The sequence below is a fragment of the Cellulomonas iranensis NBRC 101100 = JCM 18110 genome (assembly GCF_001552375.1).
GTDB classification, from domain to species: Bacteria; Actinomycetota; Actinomycetes; order Actinomycetales; family Cellulomonadaceae; genus Cellulomonas; species Cellulomonas iranensis.
The window spans coordinates 39,808-53,465 of sequence record NZ_BCRB01000011.1 but is presented as its reverse complement, the minus strand read 5'-3'; the positions used below and the strand labels follow the sequence as shown (position 1 = coordinate 53,465).

Sequence of the window (13,658 nt, the reverse complement as noted above, 5' to 3'; positions counted from 1 at the left end):
CGGAAGGACCGACACCATGAGCGCACCCACGGACGACACGGCCACCCGGCCGGCGGCCACCGAGCCGCTGAGCCAGGACGAGGCCATCGCCTCGATCGGCAACTACACCTACGGCTGGCACGACCCCGACGTCGCCGGCGCCTCCGCGCGCCGCGGCCTGTCGGAGGACGTCGTGCGCGACATCTCGCGGCTCAAGAACGAGCCCGAGTGGATGCTCAAGACGCGCCTGAAGGCCCTGCGCCTGTTCGACAAGAAGCCCATGCCCTGGTGGGGCGCGGACCTGTCGGGCATCGACTTCGACAACATCAAGTACTTCGTGCGGTCCACCGAGAAGCAGGCCACCAGCTGGGAGGACCTGCCGGAGGACATCAAGAACACGTACGACCGCCTCGGCATCCCGGAGGCGGAGAAGCAGCGCCTCGTCGCGGGCGTCGCCGCGCAGTACGAGTCCGAGGTGGTCTACCACCAGATCCAGGAGTCGCTCGAGGAGCAGGGCGTCATCTTCCTCGACACCGACACGGGTCTGCGCGAGCACCCCGAGATCTTCGAGCAGTACTTCGGCTCGGTCGTGCCCCCGGGCGACAACAAGTTCGCGTCGCTCAACACGGCCACGTGGTCGGGCGGCTCGTTCGTCTACGTGCCGCCGGGCGTGCACGTCGAGATCCCGCTGCAGGCCTACTTCCGGATCAACACCGAGAACATGGGCCAGTTCGAGCGGACGCTGATCATCGCCGACGAGGGCTCCTACGTGCACTACGTCGAGGGCTGCACCGCGCCGATCTACCAGTCGGACTCGCTGCACTCCGCCGTGGTCGAGATCGTCGTGAAGAAGAACGCGCGCGTGCGCTACACGACGATCCAGAACTGGTCGAACAACGTCTACAACCTCGTGACCAAGCGGGCGACCGTGGCCGAGGGCGGGACGATGGAGTGGGTCGACGGCAACATCGGCTCCAAGGTCACCATGAAGTACCCGGCGATCTACCTCATGGGCGAGCACGCGCGCGGCGAGACGCTGTCGATCGCGTTCGCCGGCGAGGGCCAGCACCAGGACGCCGGCTCCAAGATGGTGCACGCCGCACCGCACACGTCGAGCTCGATCGTGTCGAAGTCGGTCGCGCGCGGCGGCGGCCGCACGTCCTACCGGGGTCTCGTGCAGATCCTCGAGGGCGCGTCCCACTCGGCGTCCAACGTGCTGTGCGACGCGCTGCTGGTCGACCAGGTCTCGCGCTCCGACACGTACCCGTACGTGGACGTCCGCGAGGACGACGTGTCGATGGGCCACGAGGCGACCGTGTCGCGCGTGAGCGAGGACCAGCTGTTCTACCTCATGTCCCGGGGCATGGCCGAGACCGAGGCCATGGCGATGATCGTGCGCGGGTTCGTCGAGCCCATCGCGCGCGAGCTGCCCATGGAGTACGCCCTCGAGCTCAACCGCCTCATCGAGCTGCAGATGGAAGGGGCCGTCGGCTGATGACGACCACGACGAACGAGGGCGCCGCGACCGGCCTCTCGACGGACCACTCGCGCGCGGTCGCCGACGGTGCGCACAGCCACGGCGTCGGCACGGTGCCCGAGGCGTCGCGCGCCGCGCGGCGCACGAGCTTCGACGTCGCCGACTTCCCCGTGCCCACCGGGCGCGAGGAGGAGTGGCGCTTCGCGCCGGTCGACCGGTTCGCACCGCTGTTCGCGGGCGCGAGCGACGGCGTCCTGACGGGCCACGGCGTCCTCACGACGGTCGTCGAGGCGCCCGAGGCGCGCGTCGAGATCGTCGACCGCGACGACGCGCGGCTCGGCCGCGCGGGCGTCCCCGGCGACCGCGCCGCGGCCGTGGCGTGGGCGTCGTTCGAGCGCGCGACGGTCGTGACGCTGCCGCGCGAGTCCGTGTCCTCGAAGGTCACCTCGGTGGTCGTCGAGGGCGTCGAGGGCGCCGGCACGCACGAGGCGCCGCTCGAGCCGACGGCCGCGCACCTGCTGGTGCACGCCGAGCCGCTCTCGCAGGGCGTCGTCGTGCTCGACCACGTCGGGCACGCCAACCTCACCGAGACGGTCGAGATCGTCGCGGAGGACGGCGCGCACCTCACGGTCGTGTCCGTGCAGGACTGGGCGGAGGGCTCGGTGCACGCCGCGAGCCACCGCCTGCGCATCGGCCGCGACGCGACGGTCAAGCACATCGTCGTGACGCTCGGCGGCGACGTCGTGCGCGTCACGCCCGACACCGAGTTCGTCGGCGAGGGTGCGTCGGTCACGGCGCTGGGCGCGTACTTCGCGGACGCCGACCAGCACCAGGAGCACCGCCTGTTCGTCGACCACGCGGTCCCGAGCTGCGTCTCGCGCGTGACCTACAAGGGCGCGCTGCAGGGCGCCGGCGCCCACACCGTGTGGGTCGGCGACGTGCTGATCCGCGCGGCGGCCGAGGGCACCGACACGTACGAGCTCAACCGCAACCTCGTCCTCACCGACGGTGCGCGCGCCGACTCGGTGCCGAACCTCGAGATCGAGACGGGCGTCATCGAGGGCGCCGGGCACGCCTCGGCCACCGGGCGCTTCGACGACGAGCAGCTGTTCTACCTGCGCGCCCGCGGCATCCCCGAGGCCGACGCGCGTCGCCTCGTCGTGCGCGGGTTCTTCGCCGAGCTCATCCACGAGATCGGCGTGCCCGAGGTCGAGGAGCGGCTCATCGCGTCGATCGAGGCCGAGCTCGAGAAGTCCATGAGCGAGATCCTCGGCACGACCCCGCAGGTCGAGGGCTCCGACGCGGCGGTGACCACGGCATGACCGCTCAGCTCGCCTGCTTGACCGCGGACGTGCCGGTCGCCGGCACGCTGCGAGTCGAGCTCGAGGGCCCCGCCGGCCCCGTCGAGGTCGCCGTCGTGCGCGACGAGTCCGGCGACTGGCACGCCATCAGCGACGTGTGCTCGCACGGCGCCGTCTCGCTGTCCGACGGCGAGGTCGAGGACTGCACGGTCGAGTGCTGGCTGCACGGGTCGAAGTTCGACCTGCGCACCGGTGAGCCCCTGTCGCCGCCCGCGGTCCGCCCCGTCCCCGTCTACCCCGTGACCGTCGACGGCGAGCGCGTGCTCGTCGACGTCGACGCCCCGCTCTGACCCCCGAGGAGTACCCCGAGATGTCCACCCTGGAGATCCGCGACCTGCACGTCAGCGTCGAGACGAAGGAGGGCCCCAAGCCCATCCTGCGCGGCGTCGACCTCACCGTGAACAGCGGCGAGACCCACGCGATCATGGGCCCCAACGGGTCCGGCAAGTCCACGCTGGCGTACTCGCTGGCCGGCCACCCCAAGTACGAGATCACGTCGGGCACCGTGCTGCTCGACGGCGAGGACGTGCTCGCGATGTCGGTCGACGAGCGCGCCCGCGCCGGCATGTTCCTCGCCATGCAGTACCCGGTCGAGGTCCCGGGCGTGTCGGTGTCGAACTTCCTGCGCACCGCCAAGACCGCGATCGACGGCGAGGCGCCCCCGCTGCGCTCGTGGGTCAAGGACGTGCGCGGCGCGATGGACAACCTGCGCATGGACGCGTCGTTCGCCGAGCGCTCGGTCAACGAGGGCTTCTCGGGCGGTGAGAAGAAGCGCCACGAGATCCTCCAGATGGAGCTGCTCAAGCCGCGCTTCGCGATCCTCGACGAGACCGACTCGGGCCTCGACGTCGACGCGCTGCGCATCGTGTCCGAGGGCGTCAACCGCGTCCGCGAGACCACCGACGTCGGCATGCTGCTGATCACGCACTACACGCGCATCCTGCGCTACATCAAGCCGGACTTCGTGCACGTGTTCGTCGACGGCAAGATCGCCGAGCAGGGCGGCCCCGAGCTGGCCGACCGGCTCGAGAACGAGGGCTACGACCGGTTCCTGCCGGCCGGCACCTCCGCCTGAGACCCGTCCCGGTGGCCGCCGGACGCCCCGCGCGCCGGCGGCCACCGCACCCTCGTCCCTGGGCGACCGTCGCCACCTGACCCCGCGCCCCCGCGGGGTCGCCCCGCCGGCCGCCTCCCGTCCGCCCGGAGGACCCCATGACCAGCACGCTCGAGCCGCTCGCGCCGACCCTGTCGGCGGCCGAGCTCGCCGCCGTGCGCGCCGACTTCCCGCTCCTGGAGCGCACGCTGCGCGACGGGCGCCCGCTCGTCTATCTCGACTCGGGTGCGACCTCGCAGAAGCCCGAGGTCGTCCTCGACGCCGAGCAGGACTTCTACGTGCGGCGCAACGCGGCCGTGCACCGCGGCGCGCACCAGCTCGCCGAGGAGGCGACGCACGCGTTCGAGGACGCCCGTGCGCGCGTCGCCGGGTTCGTGGGCGCGACGCCCGGCGAGCTCGTGTGGACGTCGAACGCGACCGCCGCGATCAACCTCGTGGCGTACGCGATGTCGAACGCGACCGCGGGGCGCGGGGGCCAGGCCGCGCGCCGGTTCGCACTCGCGCCGGGCGACGAGATCGTCGTCACCGAGTCCGAGCACCACGCGAACCTCGTGCCGTGGCAGGAGCTCGCGGCCCGCACGGGCGCGACGCTGCGCTGGATCGGCGTGGACGACGACGGCCGTCTGCGGACCGAGGAGCTCGCGACCGTCGTCACGGAGCGCACGCGCGTGCTGGCGTTCACGCACGCGTCGAACGTCACCGGCGCGGTCACCCCCGTCGAGGCGTTCGTGGCCCGTGCGCGCGAGGTCGGCGCGCTGACCGTGCTCGACGCGTGCCAGTCGGTGCCGCACCTGCCGGTCGACCTGGCCGCGCTCGGCGTCGACTTCGCGGCGTTCTCGGGGCACAAGATGTACGGCCCCACGGGCGTGGGCGCGCTGTACGGGCGGCGCGAGCTGCTCGAGGCCATGCCGCCCGTGACGACCGGCGGCTCGATGGTCGAGGTCGTCACCATGGAGGCGACCACGTACGCGCCGCCGCCGCAGCGCTTCGAGGCCGGCACGCAGATGGTGTCGCAGGCCGTCGCGCTCGGCTGCGCGGCGACCTACCTGTCGGAGCTCGGCATGCCCGCGGTCGCGGCGCACGAGCGGCACCTCGCGGGGCTGCTGCTCGACGCGGTCGCGTCCGTCCCCGGCGTCCGCGTGATCGGCCCGACCGACACCCGCGACCGGCTCGCGGCCGTGTCGTTCGTCGTCGACGGCGTGCACGCCCACGACGTCGGGCAGGTGCTCGACGACGCCGGCGTGGCCGTGCGCGTCGGCCACCACTGCGCGCAGCCGCTGCACCGCCGGTTCGGCGTCGCCGCCACGGCCCGCGCGAGCGCGGGCGTCTACACGACCGACGACGACGTCGCGGCGTTCCGGGAAGCACTCGCGGGGGTCCGCGCGTTCTTCGGACTGGGCGGCACGACGACGGACGGGAGGCCCGCATGAGCTCGGCCATGGAGCAGCTGTACCAGCAGGTCATCCTCGACCACGCGAAGTTCCCGCACGGCCGCGGCCTGCCCGACGGTGTCGGCGCGGTCGGCGTCGCGGCGGCCGACCACGGCACGTGCGCCGCGACGTCGCACCAGGTCAACCCGACCTGCGGTGACGAGGTGACGCTGCACGTCGACGTCGACACGAGCGGCGGCACGCCGGTCGTGCGCGGCGTCGCGTGGGAGGGCCAGGGCTGCTCGATCTCGCAGGCGTCGACGTCGGTGCTGCACGACCTGGTCGTCGGCCAGGACCTCGCGACCGTCGACCGGCTCGCCGCGTCGTTCCGCACGATGCTGCAGTCGCAGGGTGCGGGGCTCGCCGACGAGGCCGAGGAGGAGGCCCTGGGTGACGCCGTCGCGTTCGCGGGCGTCTCCCGCTACGCCGCACGCGTCAAGTGCGCCCTGCTCGGCTGGGTCGCGCTCGACGACGCCCTCATCCTGTCCGGTGCCCGTACGACGGAGGACGCATGACCACCGAACCCACCACCCCCGCCGCGGTCGACGGCGCCCCCGCGGCCGCGGGGGCCGCGACGGTCGCCGACGTCGAGGAGGCGATGCGCGACGTCATCGACCCCGAGCTCGGCATCAACGTCGTCGACCTCGGCCTCGTGTACGGCGTCGTCATCGACCAGACCAACACCGCGGTCATCGACATGACGCTCACGTCGGCGGCCTGCCCGCTGACCGACGTCATCGAGGACCAGTCCGCGCAGGCGCTCGACGGCATCGTCGACGGCTTCCGCATCAACTGGGTCTGGATGCCGCCGTGGGGCCCCGAGAAGATCACGACCGACGGCCGCGAGCAGATGCGGGCCCTCGGGTTCAACATCTGACGCAGCCCGGCGGACGCCCCCGCACCGGACCGGTGCGGGGGCGTCCGTGCGTCGGCCCGGCGGCGGGGGCCGACCGCGCTGCTCAGAGGCTGTCGGTCGCGAACGTGTCGCACGCCGCGAGCGACCCCTGCTCGTAGCCGGTGGTGAACCAGCGCTGACGCTGCTCGCTGGACCCGTGGGTCCACGTGTCGGGGTTCACGCCGCCGCCCGACTGCTGCTGGATGTGGTCGTCGCCGACGGCCGCCGCGGCGTCGAGCGCCTGCGCGAGCTGCTCGGCGGTGATCGGCTCGAGGAACGGCGTGTCCGTGCCGGGCCGAGGCGTCTCGGTCGCCGCACCGGCCCACATGCCCGCGTAGCAGTCGGCCTGCAGCTCGACCCGCACCGAGTCGGACTCCGCACCTCCGCCGCTGCGGTCGGCGCGGTCGAACACGCCCGTGAGGTTCTGCACGTGGTGGCCGTACTCGTGCGCGTACACGTACATCTCGGCGAGCGGCCCGCCCTGCGCACCGAACTGCTGCTGCAGGGTCTCGAAGAACGTGATGTCGAGGTAGATGCGCTGGTCGGGCGGGCAGTAGAACGGGCCCGTCGCGGACGACGCCTGGCCGCAGCCGGTGCTCACGCCGCCCGTGAACTCGTCGGCCCCGGGGGCACGGAACGTCACGCCCTGCGGCACCGCGGTCGCCCAGTAGGCGTCGAGCGACTGCAGCGTCGCCGAGAACCGGCACACGGGGTCGGTGTTGGCCTGCTCGACCGTGCACTCGCCGACCTCGGTCACCTGACCGCCGCCGTCGCCCTGCTGCGCGCCCTGCAGCACGGGCGACAGGTCCTGGCCCGTGAACAGGTAGATCGCGAGCGCGATGAGCCCGACGATCCCGCCGCCGGCCGCCACGCCGCCCGCGCGACCGCGGCGCCGCACGCGCCCGCCCTCGAAGTTCCCGCCCTGGCTGAAGGTCACGCGCACACGGTAGGTCCCGGCCCGCGGACGCGCTCGTCGAGCGGCGGGTCAGTCGGCGAGGCCGCGCGCGGCGAGCGCGTCGCCGGTCGTGCGCGCGTGCGCGACCATCCGCACGGCCGCAGGCACGACGGTCGCGCGCGGGTCGCGCGCGAGGCCGCGCGCCCGCGCGGCGTCCCGGGACTCGCCGACGACGCGGGCGACGACCGGCACGGTGCGCAGGAACAGGCCCACGGCCAGCGCGACGGTCTCGGGCGGGAGCCCCACGTGGCGCAGCGGCCGGGCCGCGCGGGCGACGACCGCGAGCAGGTCGTCGGCGCGGGTGGTCGCGGTCACGAGTGTGCCGGCGAGCACGAGCGTGAGGACGTCGAGCGCGGCCTCGACGCCGACCTCCCAGCCGCGCGCCCAGGTCTGGTAGCCCGCGAGGACGCCCGCGGCGACCAGCACGGGCAGCATCCCGCGGACCGTGCGTCGCCAGGGGAGGCGTGCGAGCGCCGCCAGCGCCAGCACGACGCCGAGCGCGAGCGTCGCGGCCGTGGGCCCGCGCAGCACGACCAGGACGACGCCGAGCGCCGCCAGGGCGACGAGCTTGCGGCCCGCGGGGGCGCGGTGCACGAGGCTCGTGCCGGGGTGGTGCAGGCCGAGCGGTCCGGCCCACGGCCCGCGCAGCGGGCGCCCGGTGCTCGCCGTCCCGCCGCGGCGGCCGACCGGGCTCACGGCGTGGCCACCGCGTCCGACGACCCGGTCATGAGCGCGCGGTACCGCGCGAGCGCCGGGCCGGGCGCGTCGTCCGCGACGACCTGCCCCTGGTCCACGACGAGCACGCGCTCGGCACGCGCGGCCGCGTCGAGGTCGTGCGTGACGACCACGACCTGCTGGTCGAGCGACGCGAGCAGCGCGTCGACGTGCGTGCGCCAGCGCAGGTCGAGCAGCGTGGTGGGCTCGTCGCACACCAGCACGGCGGGCTCGGTCGCGAGCACGGCGGCCAGGGCGAGGAGCTGGCGCTGCCCGCCCGAGAGCTGGTGCACCGACACGTGGGCGCGCTCCGCGAGACCGATGCGCTCGAGGGCCGCGTGGGCCCGCGCCGTGCGCTCGGCCGCGTCGGGCACCGTGCGGCGCAGCGACAGCGCGACGTCCTCGAGCGGCGTCGGCATGACGAGCTGCGCGTCGGGGTCGGTGAACACGAACCCGACGCGCCGGCGCACGGCCGCGCCGTCGCGCACGGTGTCGAGGCCGTCGACGCGCACGGCACCGGCCGACGGCAGCACGAGCCCGTTGAGCAGGCGCGCGAGCGTGGACTTGCCCGACCCGTTGGCCCCCACGACGGCGACGCGTCGCTCGCCGAGCCGCAGCGTCACCGGGCCCAGCAGGCGCACCACGCGCTCGGGCCCGCCCGCCGGGTCGGGGGACCACGCGGTGACCTCGGCGGCGTCGAGCTCGATCACGCGCGGCGCGTCATGCGCGGCCGCGGCGCAGGTCGGGGAACGCGCGCAGCACCGCGAGCGTCACACCGGCGGCGAGCAGGTTCTTCACGACGTCGCCGGGCCAGTAGACGACGTCGATCGCGAGCGCCTCGCCGGGCCCGACCCCGAGCCGCGCCATGAGCCCGACGATCCCCGCGGGGTGCGTCACGAGGAACGACGACCCCAGCCCCGCGGCGACCAGCAGGGCGTAGCGCCACCGCGGGCGCGCGCGCAGCGCGAGCCCGCCGAGCCACCCCGCGGCGGCCGCCGCGAGCGGGAACGCCAGCAGGTACCCGGCCGACGGCTTGCCCAGCACGCCGAGCCCGCCGGTCATCTCCGCGAAGACCGGGACGCCCGCCAGGCCGACCACGAGGTACAGCGCGACGGCGAGGAACCCGCGCCGCGCACCGAGCACGAGCCCGGCCACGACCACGCCGAACGTCTGCAGCGTGATCGGCACGGGCGTGCCCGTGGGGATCGCGGGCACGAGCGCGCACGCCGCGACGAACGCCGCGAACGTCGCGACGAGCGCGACGTCGGTGCTCGTGCGGCGTGCGGCGCGCGGCTCCGGGGGAGCGGCGGGCGCGTCGGCCACCGGGGCGGTCGACGCGTCGACCAGGGACGACGTGCGGTCGTCGGGCAAAGCGCTGGACATGGCGGGCCTCCTGGCGGTGGGCTGGGCCGTGCCCGTGGTCGTCCGACGGGTGCTCGGGCCGCTGGCCACGCTAGCGGCTCGGTAGGATGGTGGGCGTTTGTGCGGGCCGCCAGAACCGCCGCGGCTTTCTCGTAGGAAGTCGCTCGTCGGACACCGAGTCGAGCGCCGCACGCACCCGCACCTGTCCGCACGGACATCTGCCCGGACCATCTGCACGGAACCGAGGGACCACCTGTGATCACCGCCTCGGGCGTCGAGCTGCGCGTCGGCGCCCGCGTCCTGCTGGAGCCGACGACGTTCCGGATCGCCGCGGGCGACCGGATCGGGCTGGTCGGCCGCAACGGCGCCGGCAAGACGACCCTCACCAAGACCCTCGCGGGCGAGACGCAGCCCACGGGCGGGACGATCTCGCGCGGCGGCGACGTCGGCTACCTCCCGCAGGACCCGGCCTCGGGCGACCTCGAGCAGCTCGCGATGGACCGCGTGCTCTCGGCGCGCGGCCTGGACGCCGTGCTCGCCGCGATGCGCGAGACCGAGGGGCTCATGGCGTCGGCCGACGACGCGACGCGCGACAAGGCGATGGACCGGTACACGCGGCTCGAGGCGCGGTTCACCGCGGCCGGCGGCTACGCGGCCGAGAGCGAGGCGCACCGCATCACCGCGGCGCTCGGCCTCGACGACCGCGTGCTCGGGCAGACGCTCGGCACGCTGTCGGGTGGTCAGCGTCGTCGCGTCGAGCTCGCGCGCATCCTGTTCTCGGGTGCCGAGACCCTGCTGCTCGACGAGCCGACCAACCACCTCGACGCCGACTCGATCGTGTGGCTGCGCGACTACCTCAAGGTCTACCCCGGCGGGTTCGTCGTCATCAGCCACGACGTCGAGCTGCTGCGCGCGACGGTCAACAAGGTGTTCCACCTGGACGCGAACCGCTCGCAGCTCGACCAGTACAACCTCGGCTGGGACGCGTACCTGAAGCAGCGCGAGACCGACGAGAAGCGCCGACGCCGCGAGCGGGCCAACGCCGAGAAGAAGGCCGCGACGCTGCTCGCGCAGGCCGACAAGATGCGCGCCAAGGCCACCAAGGCCGTCGCGGCGCAGAACATGGCGCGCCGCGCCGAGCGCATGCTCTCGGGCCTCGAGGAGGTCCGCGTGTCCGACAAGGTGGCCAAGCTGCGCTTCCCGGACCCGGCGCCGTGCGGCCGCACGCCGCTCACGGCCGAGGGCCTGTCGAAGTCCTACGGCTCGCAGGAGGTCTTCACCGACGTCTCGCTCGCGATCGACCGCGGCAGCAAGGTCGTCATCCTCGGCCTCAACGGCGCCGGCAAGACGACTCTGCTGCGGATCCTCGGCGGGCTGCAGGACCCCGACACGGGCGAGGTGCGCGCGGGGCACGGGCTCAAGCTCGGGTACTACGCGCAGGAGCACGAGACGCTCGACCTGGACCGCACGGTCGTCGAGAACCTGCGCACCGCGGCGCCCGACCTCACCGACACGCAGGTGCGCTCGGTGCTCGGCTCGTTCCTGTTCTCGGGCGACGACGCCGACAAGCCCGCGCGCGTGCTCTCGGGCGGCGAGAAGACGCGGCTCGCGCTCGCGGCCCTCGTCGTGTCGAGCGCGAACGTGCTGCTGCTCGACGAGCCGACGAACAACCTCGACCCCGCGTCGCGCGAGGAGATCCTCGCGGCCCTGCGGGGCTACACGGGCGCGGTCGTGCTCGTGAGCCACGACGAGGGCGCGGTCGCGGCGCTCGAGCCCGAGCGCGTGCTGCTGCTGCCCGACGGCGACGAGGACCTCTTCGGCCCCGACTACCTGGACCTCATCGCGCTGGCCTGAGCCCGGCGCGGGTCCGCCCCCGCCGGACGCGTGCCCGGCCCGGCAGGTCGGCTCAGACCCGCCGCGCGGCCTCCTGCGCGTCGATCTCGGCGTCCTCGTCGATCTCGTCGCGGCCGCGGGCGCGCCGCGGGCGCGGTGCGGGCGCCGGGGGAGCGGGCGTGCGGTCCGGCGTCGGGGGCCCGACGGGCGGCCCGCCGACCCCGGTCCACTCGCGGCGGGCCGACACGCTGAACGCGACGAGCCCGCCGGCGGCGAACACCCACCACTGGAACGCGTACGACAGGTGCGACCCCGGGTCGGTGCTGGGGGAGGCGAGTGTGCCCAGCGCCTCGTCGGGTGCAGGTTCCTCGCGCACCACGGCGCCGTACGCGGCGTACGGCACGGCGTCGACCCCACCCGCGGCCAGCACCTGCGCGGGGGCGATCGCGTGCGCCTGCCGGTCCGGCGCGGTGCGCGTGCTGGGCTGCTCGCCCGGACGCAGGCGCACCGTCACGGTCACGTCCCCGGCCGGCGGCGCCGGCACGTCCACGTCGGCCGAGCCGTCCGCGCCCGTGGGCACCCACCCGCGGTCCACGACGAGCACGCGGCCCGCGTCGACCGGCGGCCCGAACGCCCCGGGCGCGGCGTCCGTGACCAGCAGCGGCACGAGCGCGTGGTACGCGGGCGTGCCGTCGACGGGGCGGTTGCGCAGCAGCACGGTCGACCCCGGCAGGTAGCGGCCCTGCACGACGACCGAGCGCCACGCGTCGGCGTCGGGCAGCGCCGCGGCGGGGTCGGGCACGACGTCCGCCAGGTCCACCGGCTCCGCCGCGTAGTTCGCCTCGACGACCGCGATCGCGGCGTCCCGCGCGACGTGCCGGTGCCACTGCCACCGGCCCAGGAACGTGCACACCACCGCCACGACGAGCCCGACGACCAGCAGCCCGAGCGCGCGGCGGCGCGCGTCGGCGCGCAGGTCCGCGGGCGTCAGGCGCAGGACGTCGTCGCCCGCGGGCGGCGCGGCGGTCACGCGCCGACCCGGTCCAGGTCGTCGACGGGCACGACGTCACGCAGGAAGTCGCGCACCCGCAGGTACTCCGACAGGTGCTCACGGTGGTCCTCGCACGCGAGCCACACCTTGCGGCGCTGCGGCGTGTGGAGCTTGGGGTTGTTCCACAGCACGCCCCACGCGGGCGCCTGGCGGCACCCCCGCGCGCTGCACACCAGCTCGTCGACCGCGTCGGGCACGGCCGACCCGTCCGGCGTCGTGCTCACCGTCCACCTCCCAGCTCGTCCTTGCGGGGCGCGGGACCGATCTCGCGCGCCTCGTAGTACACGTCGGGCTCCTCCCGGCGCCGCCGGGCGGTGGTCGCGAGCAGCACCGCCACGTAGGGCAGCACGCTCGCGGCGACCAGCAGCGCGAGCGGCACCCACAGCGGCACGTGCGACCACAGCAGCCCTGCCGCGACGAAGCACACCACGCGCACGCCCATCTGCCACAGGTAGCGGCGCTGGCGGCGGGCCAGGTCGTCGGCCGGCGACTCGGGGGCCGAGGTGATGCGGTGCACCTCCGGCTCCTGCCGGGCACCGTGCCGACGCGTGCTCACCACCCGATGGTAGGCGTCGGTCCTGTGCCCGGCCGCGCGGGCGCCGCACCGGGGCCGCCGTGCGGCGCACGTCACGCTTTGTCGAGGTCCCACAACGCCCGGCCCCCAACTCGTGGCGCCCCGCACCGCCGTGCCGCGCACCGGCTCGGCTAGCGTCGTGTCCCGTGCCTGCCACGACACCCGAGCCCACGACCCCCGACGCGACCCCCCGCCAGCGCAGCGTGCTGGTGACCGGCGCCAACCGCGGCATCGGCCGCGCGATCGCCGAGCGGCTTGTCGCCGGCGGTGACAAGGTCGCCACGATCGTCCGCTCGGGCGGCGCCCCCGAGGGCGTGCTCGAGGTGATCGGCGACGTGCGGGACACGGCGTCCGTCGACGCCGCGTTCACGCAGGTCGAGGCCGCGCACGGCCCCGTCGAGGTGCTCGTCGCCAACGCCGGCATCACGCGCGACCAGCTGCTCATGCGCATGACCGACGACGAGTTCGCCGAGGTCCTCGACGTCAACCTCACCGGTGCGTTCCGCGTCGTGCGCCGCGCGAGCAAGGGCATGATCCGGCTGCGCCGCGGGCGCATCGTCCTCATCTCGTCCGTCGTCGGCCTGTACGGCTCGCCGGGCCAGGTGAACTACGCGTCGTCGAAGTCGGCGCTCGTGGGCATGGCGCGCTCGATCACGCGCGAGCTCGGCGCGCGCGGCATCACCGCGAACGTCGTCGCCCCCGGGTTCATCGACACCGACATGACCAAGGCGCTCCCCGAGGACCGCCAGCAGGCGTACCTCGGCTCGATCCCCGCGGGCCGGTTCGGCCAGGCCGACGAGGTCGCCGCCGCCGTGCAGTTCCTCGCGTCCGACGCGGCCGCGTACGTCTCGGGCGCCGTGCTGCCCGTGGACGGCGGCCTCGGCATGGGCCACTGAGCCCGCGCCCCACCCCA

16 protein-coding genes are annotated in these 13,658 nt (G+C 74.5%); 9 read left to right on the top strand and 7 right to left on the bottom strand.

Annotated features, from left to right (window positions below; genetic code table 11):
• Positions 1-16 precede the first annotated feature (16 nt).
• The 7 genes from sufB (at position 17) to CS2_RS03680 (ending at position 6,238) form a co-directional block, all read left to right on the top strand.
• Complete coding sequence (gene sufB, locus CS2_RS03710; RefSeq protein WP_070318933.1) at positions 17-1,474, top strand: Fe-S cluster assembly protein SufB; 1,458 nt, start codon at positions 17-19, stop codon at positions 1,472-1,474.
• Positions 1,474-2,778, top strand: coding sequence for a Fe-S cluster assembly protein SufD (gene sufD / locus CS2_RS03705; protein ID WP_070318932.1), 1,305 nt, complete (start codon positions 1,474-1,476; stop codon positions 2,776-2,778). Before sufB ends, sufD begins: the two co-directional genes overlap by 1 nt.
• Positions 2,775-3,107 (top strand): non-heme iron oxygenase ferredoxin subunit, encoded by a 333-nt coding sequence (locus CS2_RS03700; protein ID WP_070318931.1) that lies wholly within the window; start codon positions 2,775-2,777, stop codon positions 3,105-3,107. Before sufD ends, CS2_RS03700 begins: the two co-directional genes overlap by 4 nt.
• A 20-nt stretch (positions 3,108-3,127) precedes the next feature.
• The gene (gene sufC / locus CS2_RS03695; protein ID WP_046528243.1) at positions 3,128-3,892 is read left to right on the top strand and encodes a Fe-S cluster assembly ATPase SufC; all 765 of its coding nucleotides are present in this window, start codon (positions 3,128-3,130) and stop codon (positions 3,890-3,892) included.
• Between the two features lie 137 nt (positions 3,893-4,029).
• Positions 4,030-5,361 carry a SufS family cysteine desulfurase gene (locus tag CS2_RS03690; protein ID WP_070318930.1) on the top strand — a complete coding sequence of 444 codons (1,332 nt, stop codon included), beginning with the start codon at positions 4,030-4,032 and terminating at the stop codon, positions 5,359-5,361.
• Entirely contained in the window at positions 5,358-5,876 is a 519-nt protein-coding gene (sufU, locus tag CS2_RS03685; protein ID WP_082659823.1) for a Fe-S cluster assembly sulfur transfer protein SufU, read from the top strand. Before CS2_RS03690 ends, sufU begins: the two co-directional genes overlap by 4 nt.
• Entirely contained in the window at positions 5,873-6,238 is a 366-nt protein-coding gene (locus CS2_RS03680; protein ID WP_070318929.1) for a metal-sulfur cluster assembly factor, read from the top strand. The genes sufU and CS2_RS03680 overlap by 4 nt, the downstream gene beginning before the upstream one ends.
• A gap of 82 nt (positions 6,239-6,320) precedes the next feature.
• Here CS2_RS03680 and ypfJ read toward each other — a convergent pair whose 3' ends face one another.
• Genes ypfJ through CS2_RS03660 form a run of 4 tightly spaced genes read right to left on the bottom strand, consistent with a single transcriptional unit; the run spans position 6,321 to position 9,308 of the window.
• Complete coding sequence (ypfJ, locus tag CS2_RS03675; protein WP_070318954.1) at positions 6,321-7,193, bottom strand: KPN_02809 family neutral zinc metallopeptidase; 873 nt, start codon at positions 7,191-7,193, stop codon at positions 6,321-6,323.
• A gap of 48 nt (positions 7,194-7,241) precedes the next feature.
• Complete coding sequence (locus CS2_RS03670) at positions 7,242-7,907, bottom strand: energy-coupling factor transporter transmembrane component T family protein (protein ID WP_082739773.1); 666 nt, start codon at positions 7,905-7,907, stop codon at positions 7,242-7,244.
• The gene (locus CS2_RS03665; RefSeq protein WP_070318928.1) at positions 7,904-8,635 is read right to left on the bottom strand and encodes an energy-coupling factor ABC transporter ATP-binding protein; all 732 of its coding nucleotides are present in this window, start codon (positions 8,633-8,635) and stop codon (positions 7,904-7,906) included. The genes CS2_RS03670 and CS2_RS03665 overlap by 4 nt, the downstream gene beginning before the upstream one ends.
• Before the next feature lie 10 nt (positions 8,636-8,645).
• Positions 8,646-9,308, bottom strand: coding sequence for a biotin transporter BioY (locus CS2_RS03660; RefSeq protein WP_070318927.1), 663 nt, complete (start codon positions 9,306-9,308; stop codon positions 8,646-8,648).
• A 234-nt stretch (positions 9,309-9,542) separates the two neighbouring features.
• On the opposite strand from CS2_RS03660, the gene CS2_RS03655 reads away from it, so the two are divergent.
• Positions 9,543-11,141 carry an ABC-F family ATP-binding cassette domain-containing protein gene (locus CS2_RS03655; RefSeq protein ID WP_070318926.1) on the top strand — a complete coding sequence of 533 codons (1,599 nt, stop codon included), beginning with the start codon at positions 9,543-9,545 and terminating at the stop codon, positions 11,139-11,141.
• A gap of 52 nt (positions 11,142-11,193) precedes the next feature.
• Here the strand turns inward: CS2_RS03655 and CS2_RS03650 are convergent, their stop codons facing one another.
• From CS2_RS03650 to CS2_RS03640, 3 genes are read right to left on the bottom strand one after another with little or no spacing between them, the layout of a single operon-like run.
• Positions 11,194-12,150 (bottom strand): SURF1 family cytochrome oxidase biogenesis protein, encoded by a 957-nt coding sequence (locus tag CS2_RS03650; protein ID WP_233421054.1) that lies wholly within the window; start codon positions 12,148-12,150, stop codon positions 11,194-11,196.
• Positions 12,147-12,395: a hypothetical protein gene (locus tag CS2_RS03645; RefSeq protein ID WP_046528250.1), complete on the bottom strand. Its 249-nt coding sequence runs from the start codon at positions 12,393-12,395 to the stop codon at positions 12,147-12,149. Before CS2_RS03645 ends, CS2_RS03650 begins: the two co-directional genes overlap by 4 nt.
• Entirely contained in the window at positions 12,392-12,727 is a 336-nt protein-coding gene (locus tag CS2_RS03640; RefSeq protein ID WP_046530487.1) for a DUF3099 domain-containing protein, read from the bottom strand. The genes CS2_RS03645 and CS2_RS03640 overlap by 4 nt, the downstream gene beginning before the upstream one ends.
• Before the next feature lie 164 nt (positions 12,728-12,891).
• On the opposite strand from CS2_RS03640, the gene fabG reads away from it, so the two are divergent.
• Positions 12,892-13,641: a 3-oxoacyl-ACP reductase FabG gene (gene fabG, locus CS2_RS03635; protein ID WP_070318925.1), complete on the top strand. Its 750-nt coding sequence runs from the start codon at positions 12,892-12,894 to the stop codon at positions 13,639-13,641.
• Positions 13,642-13,658 lie beyond the last annotated feature (17 nt).

Bases quoted from the DNA above. Each gene is read 5' to 3' on its own strand.
- sufU (WP_082659823.1), top strand. From the start codon at position 5,358: ATGAGCTCGGCCATGGAGCAGCTGTACCAGCAGGTCATCCTCGACCAC.
- CS2_RS03690 (WP_070318930.1), top strand. From the start codon at position 4,030: ATGACCAGCACGCTCGAGCCGCTCGCGCCGACCCTGTCGGCGGCCGAG.
- CS2_RS03700 (WP_070318931.1), top strand. From the start codon at position 2,775: ATGACCGCTCAGCTCGCCTGCTTGACCGCGGACGTGCCGGTCGCCGGC.
- sufD (WP_070318932.1), top strand. From the start codon at position 1,474: ATGACGACCACGACGAACGAGGGCGCCGCGACCGGCCTCTCGACGGAC.
- sufC (WP_046528243.1), top strand. From the start codon at position 3,128: ATGTCCACCCTGGAGATCCGCGACCTGCACGTCAGCGTCGAGACGAAG.
- CS2_RS03680 (WP_070318929.1), top strand. From the start codon at position 5,873: ATGACCACCGAACCCACCACCCCCGCCGCGGTCGACGGCGCCCCCGCG.
- CS2_RS03660 (WP_070318927.1), bottom strand. From the start codon at position 9,308: ATGTCCAGCGCTTTGCCCGACGACCGCACGTCGTCCCTGGTCGACGCG.
- sufB (WP_070318933.1), top strand. From the start codon at position 17: ATGAGCGCACCCACGGACGACACGGCCACCCGGCCGGCGGCCACCGAG.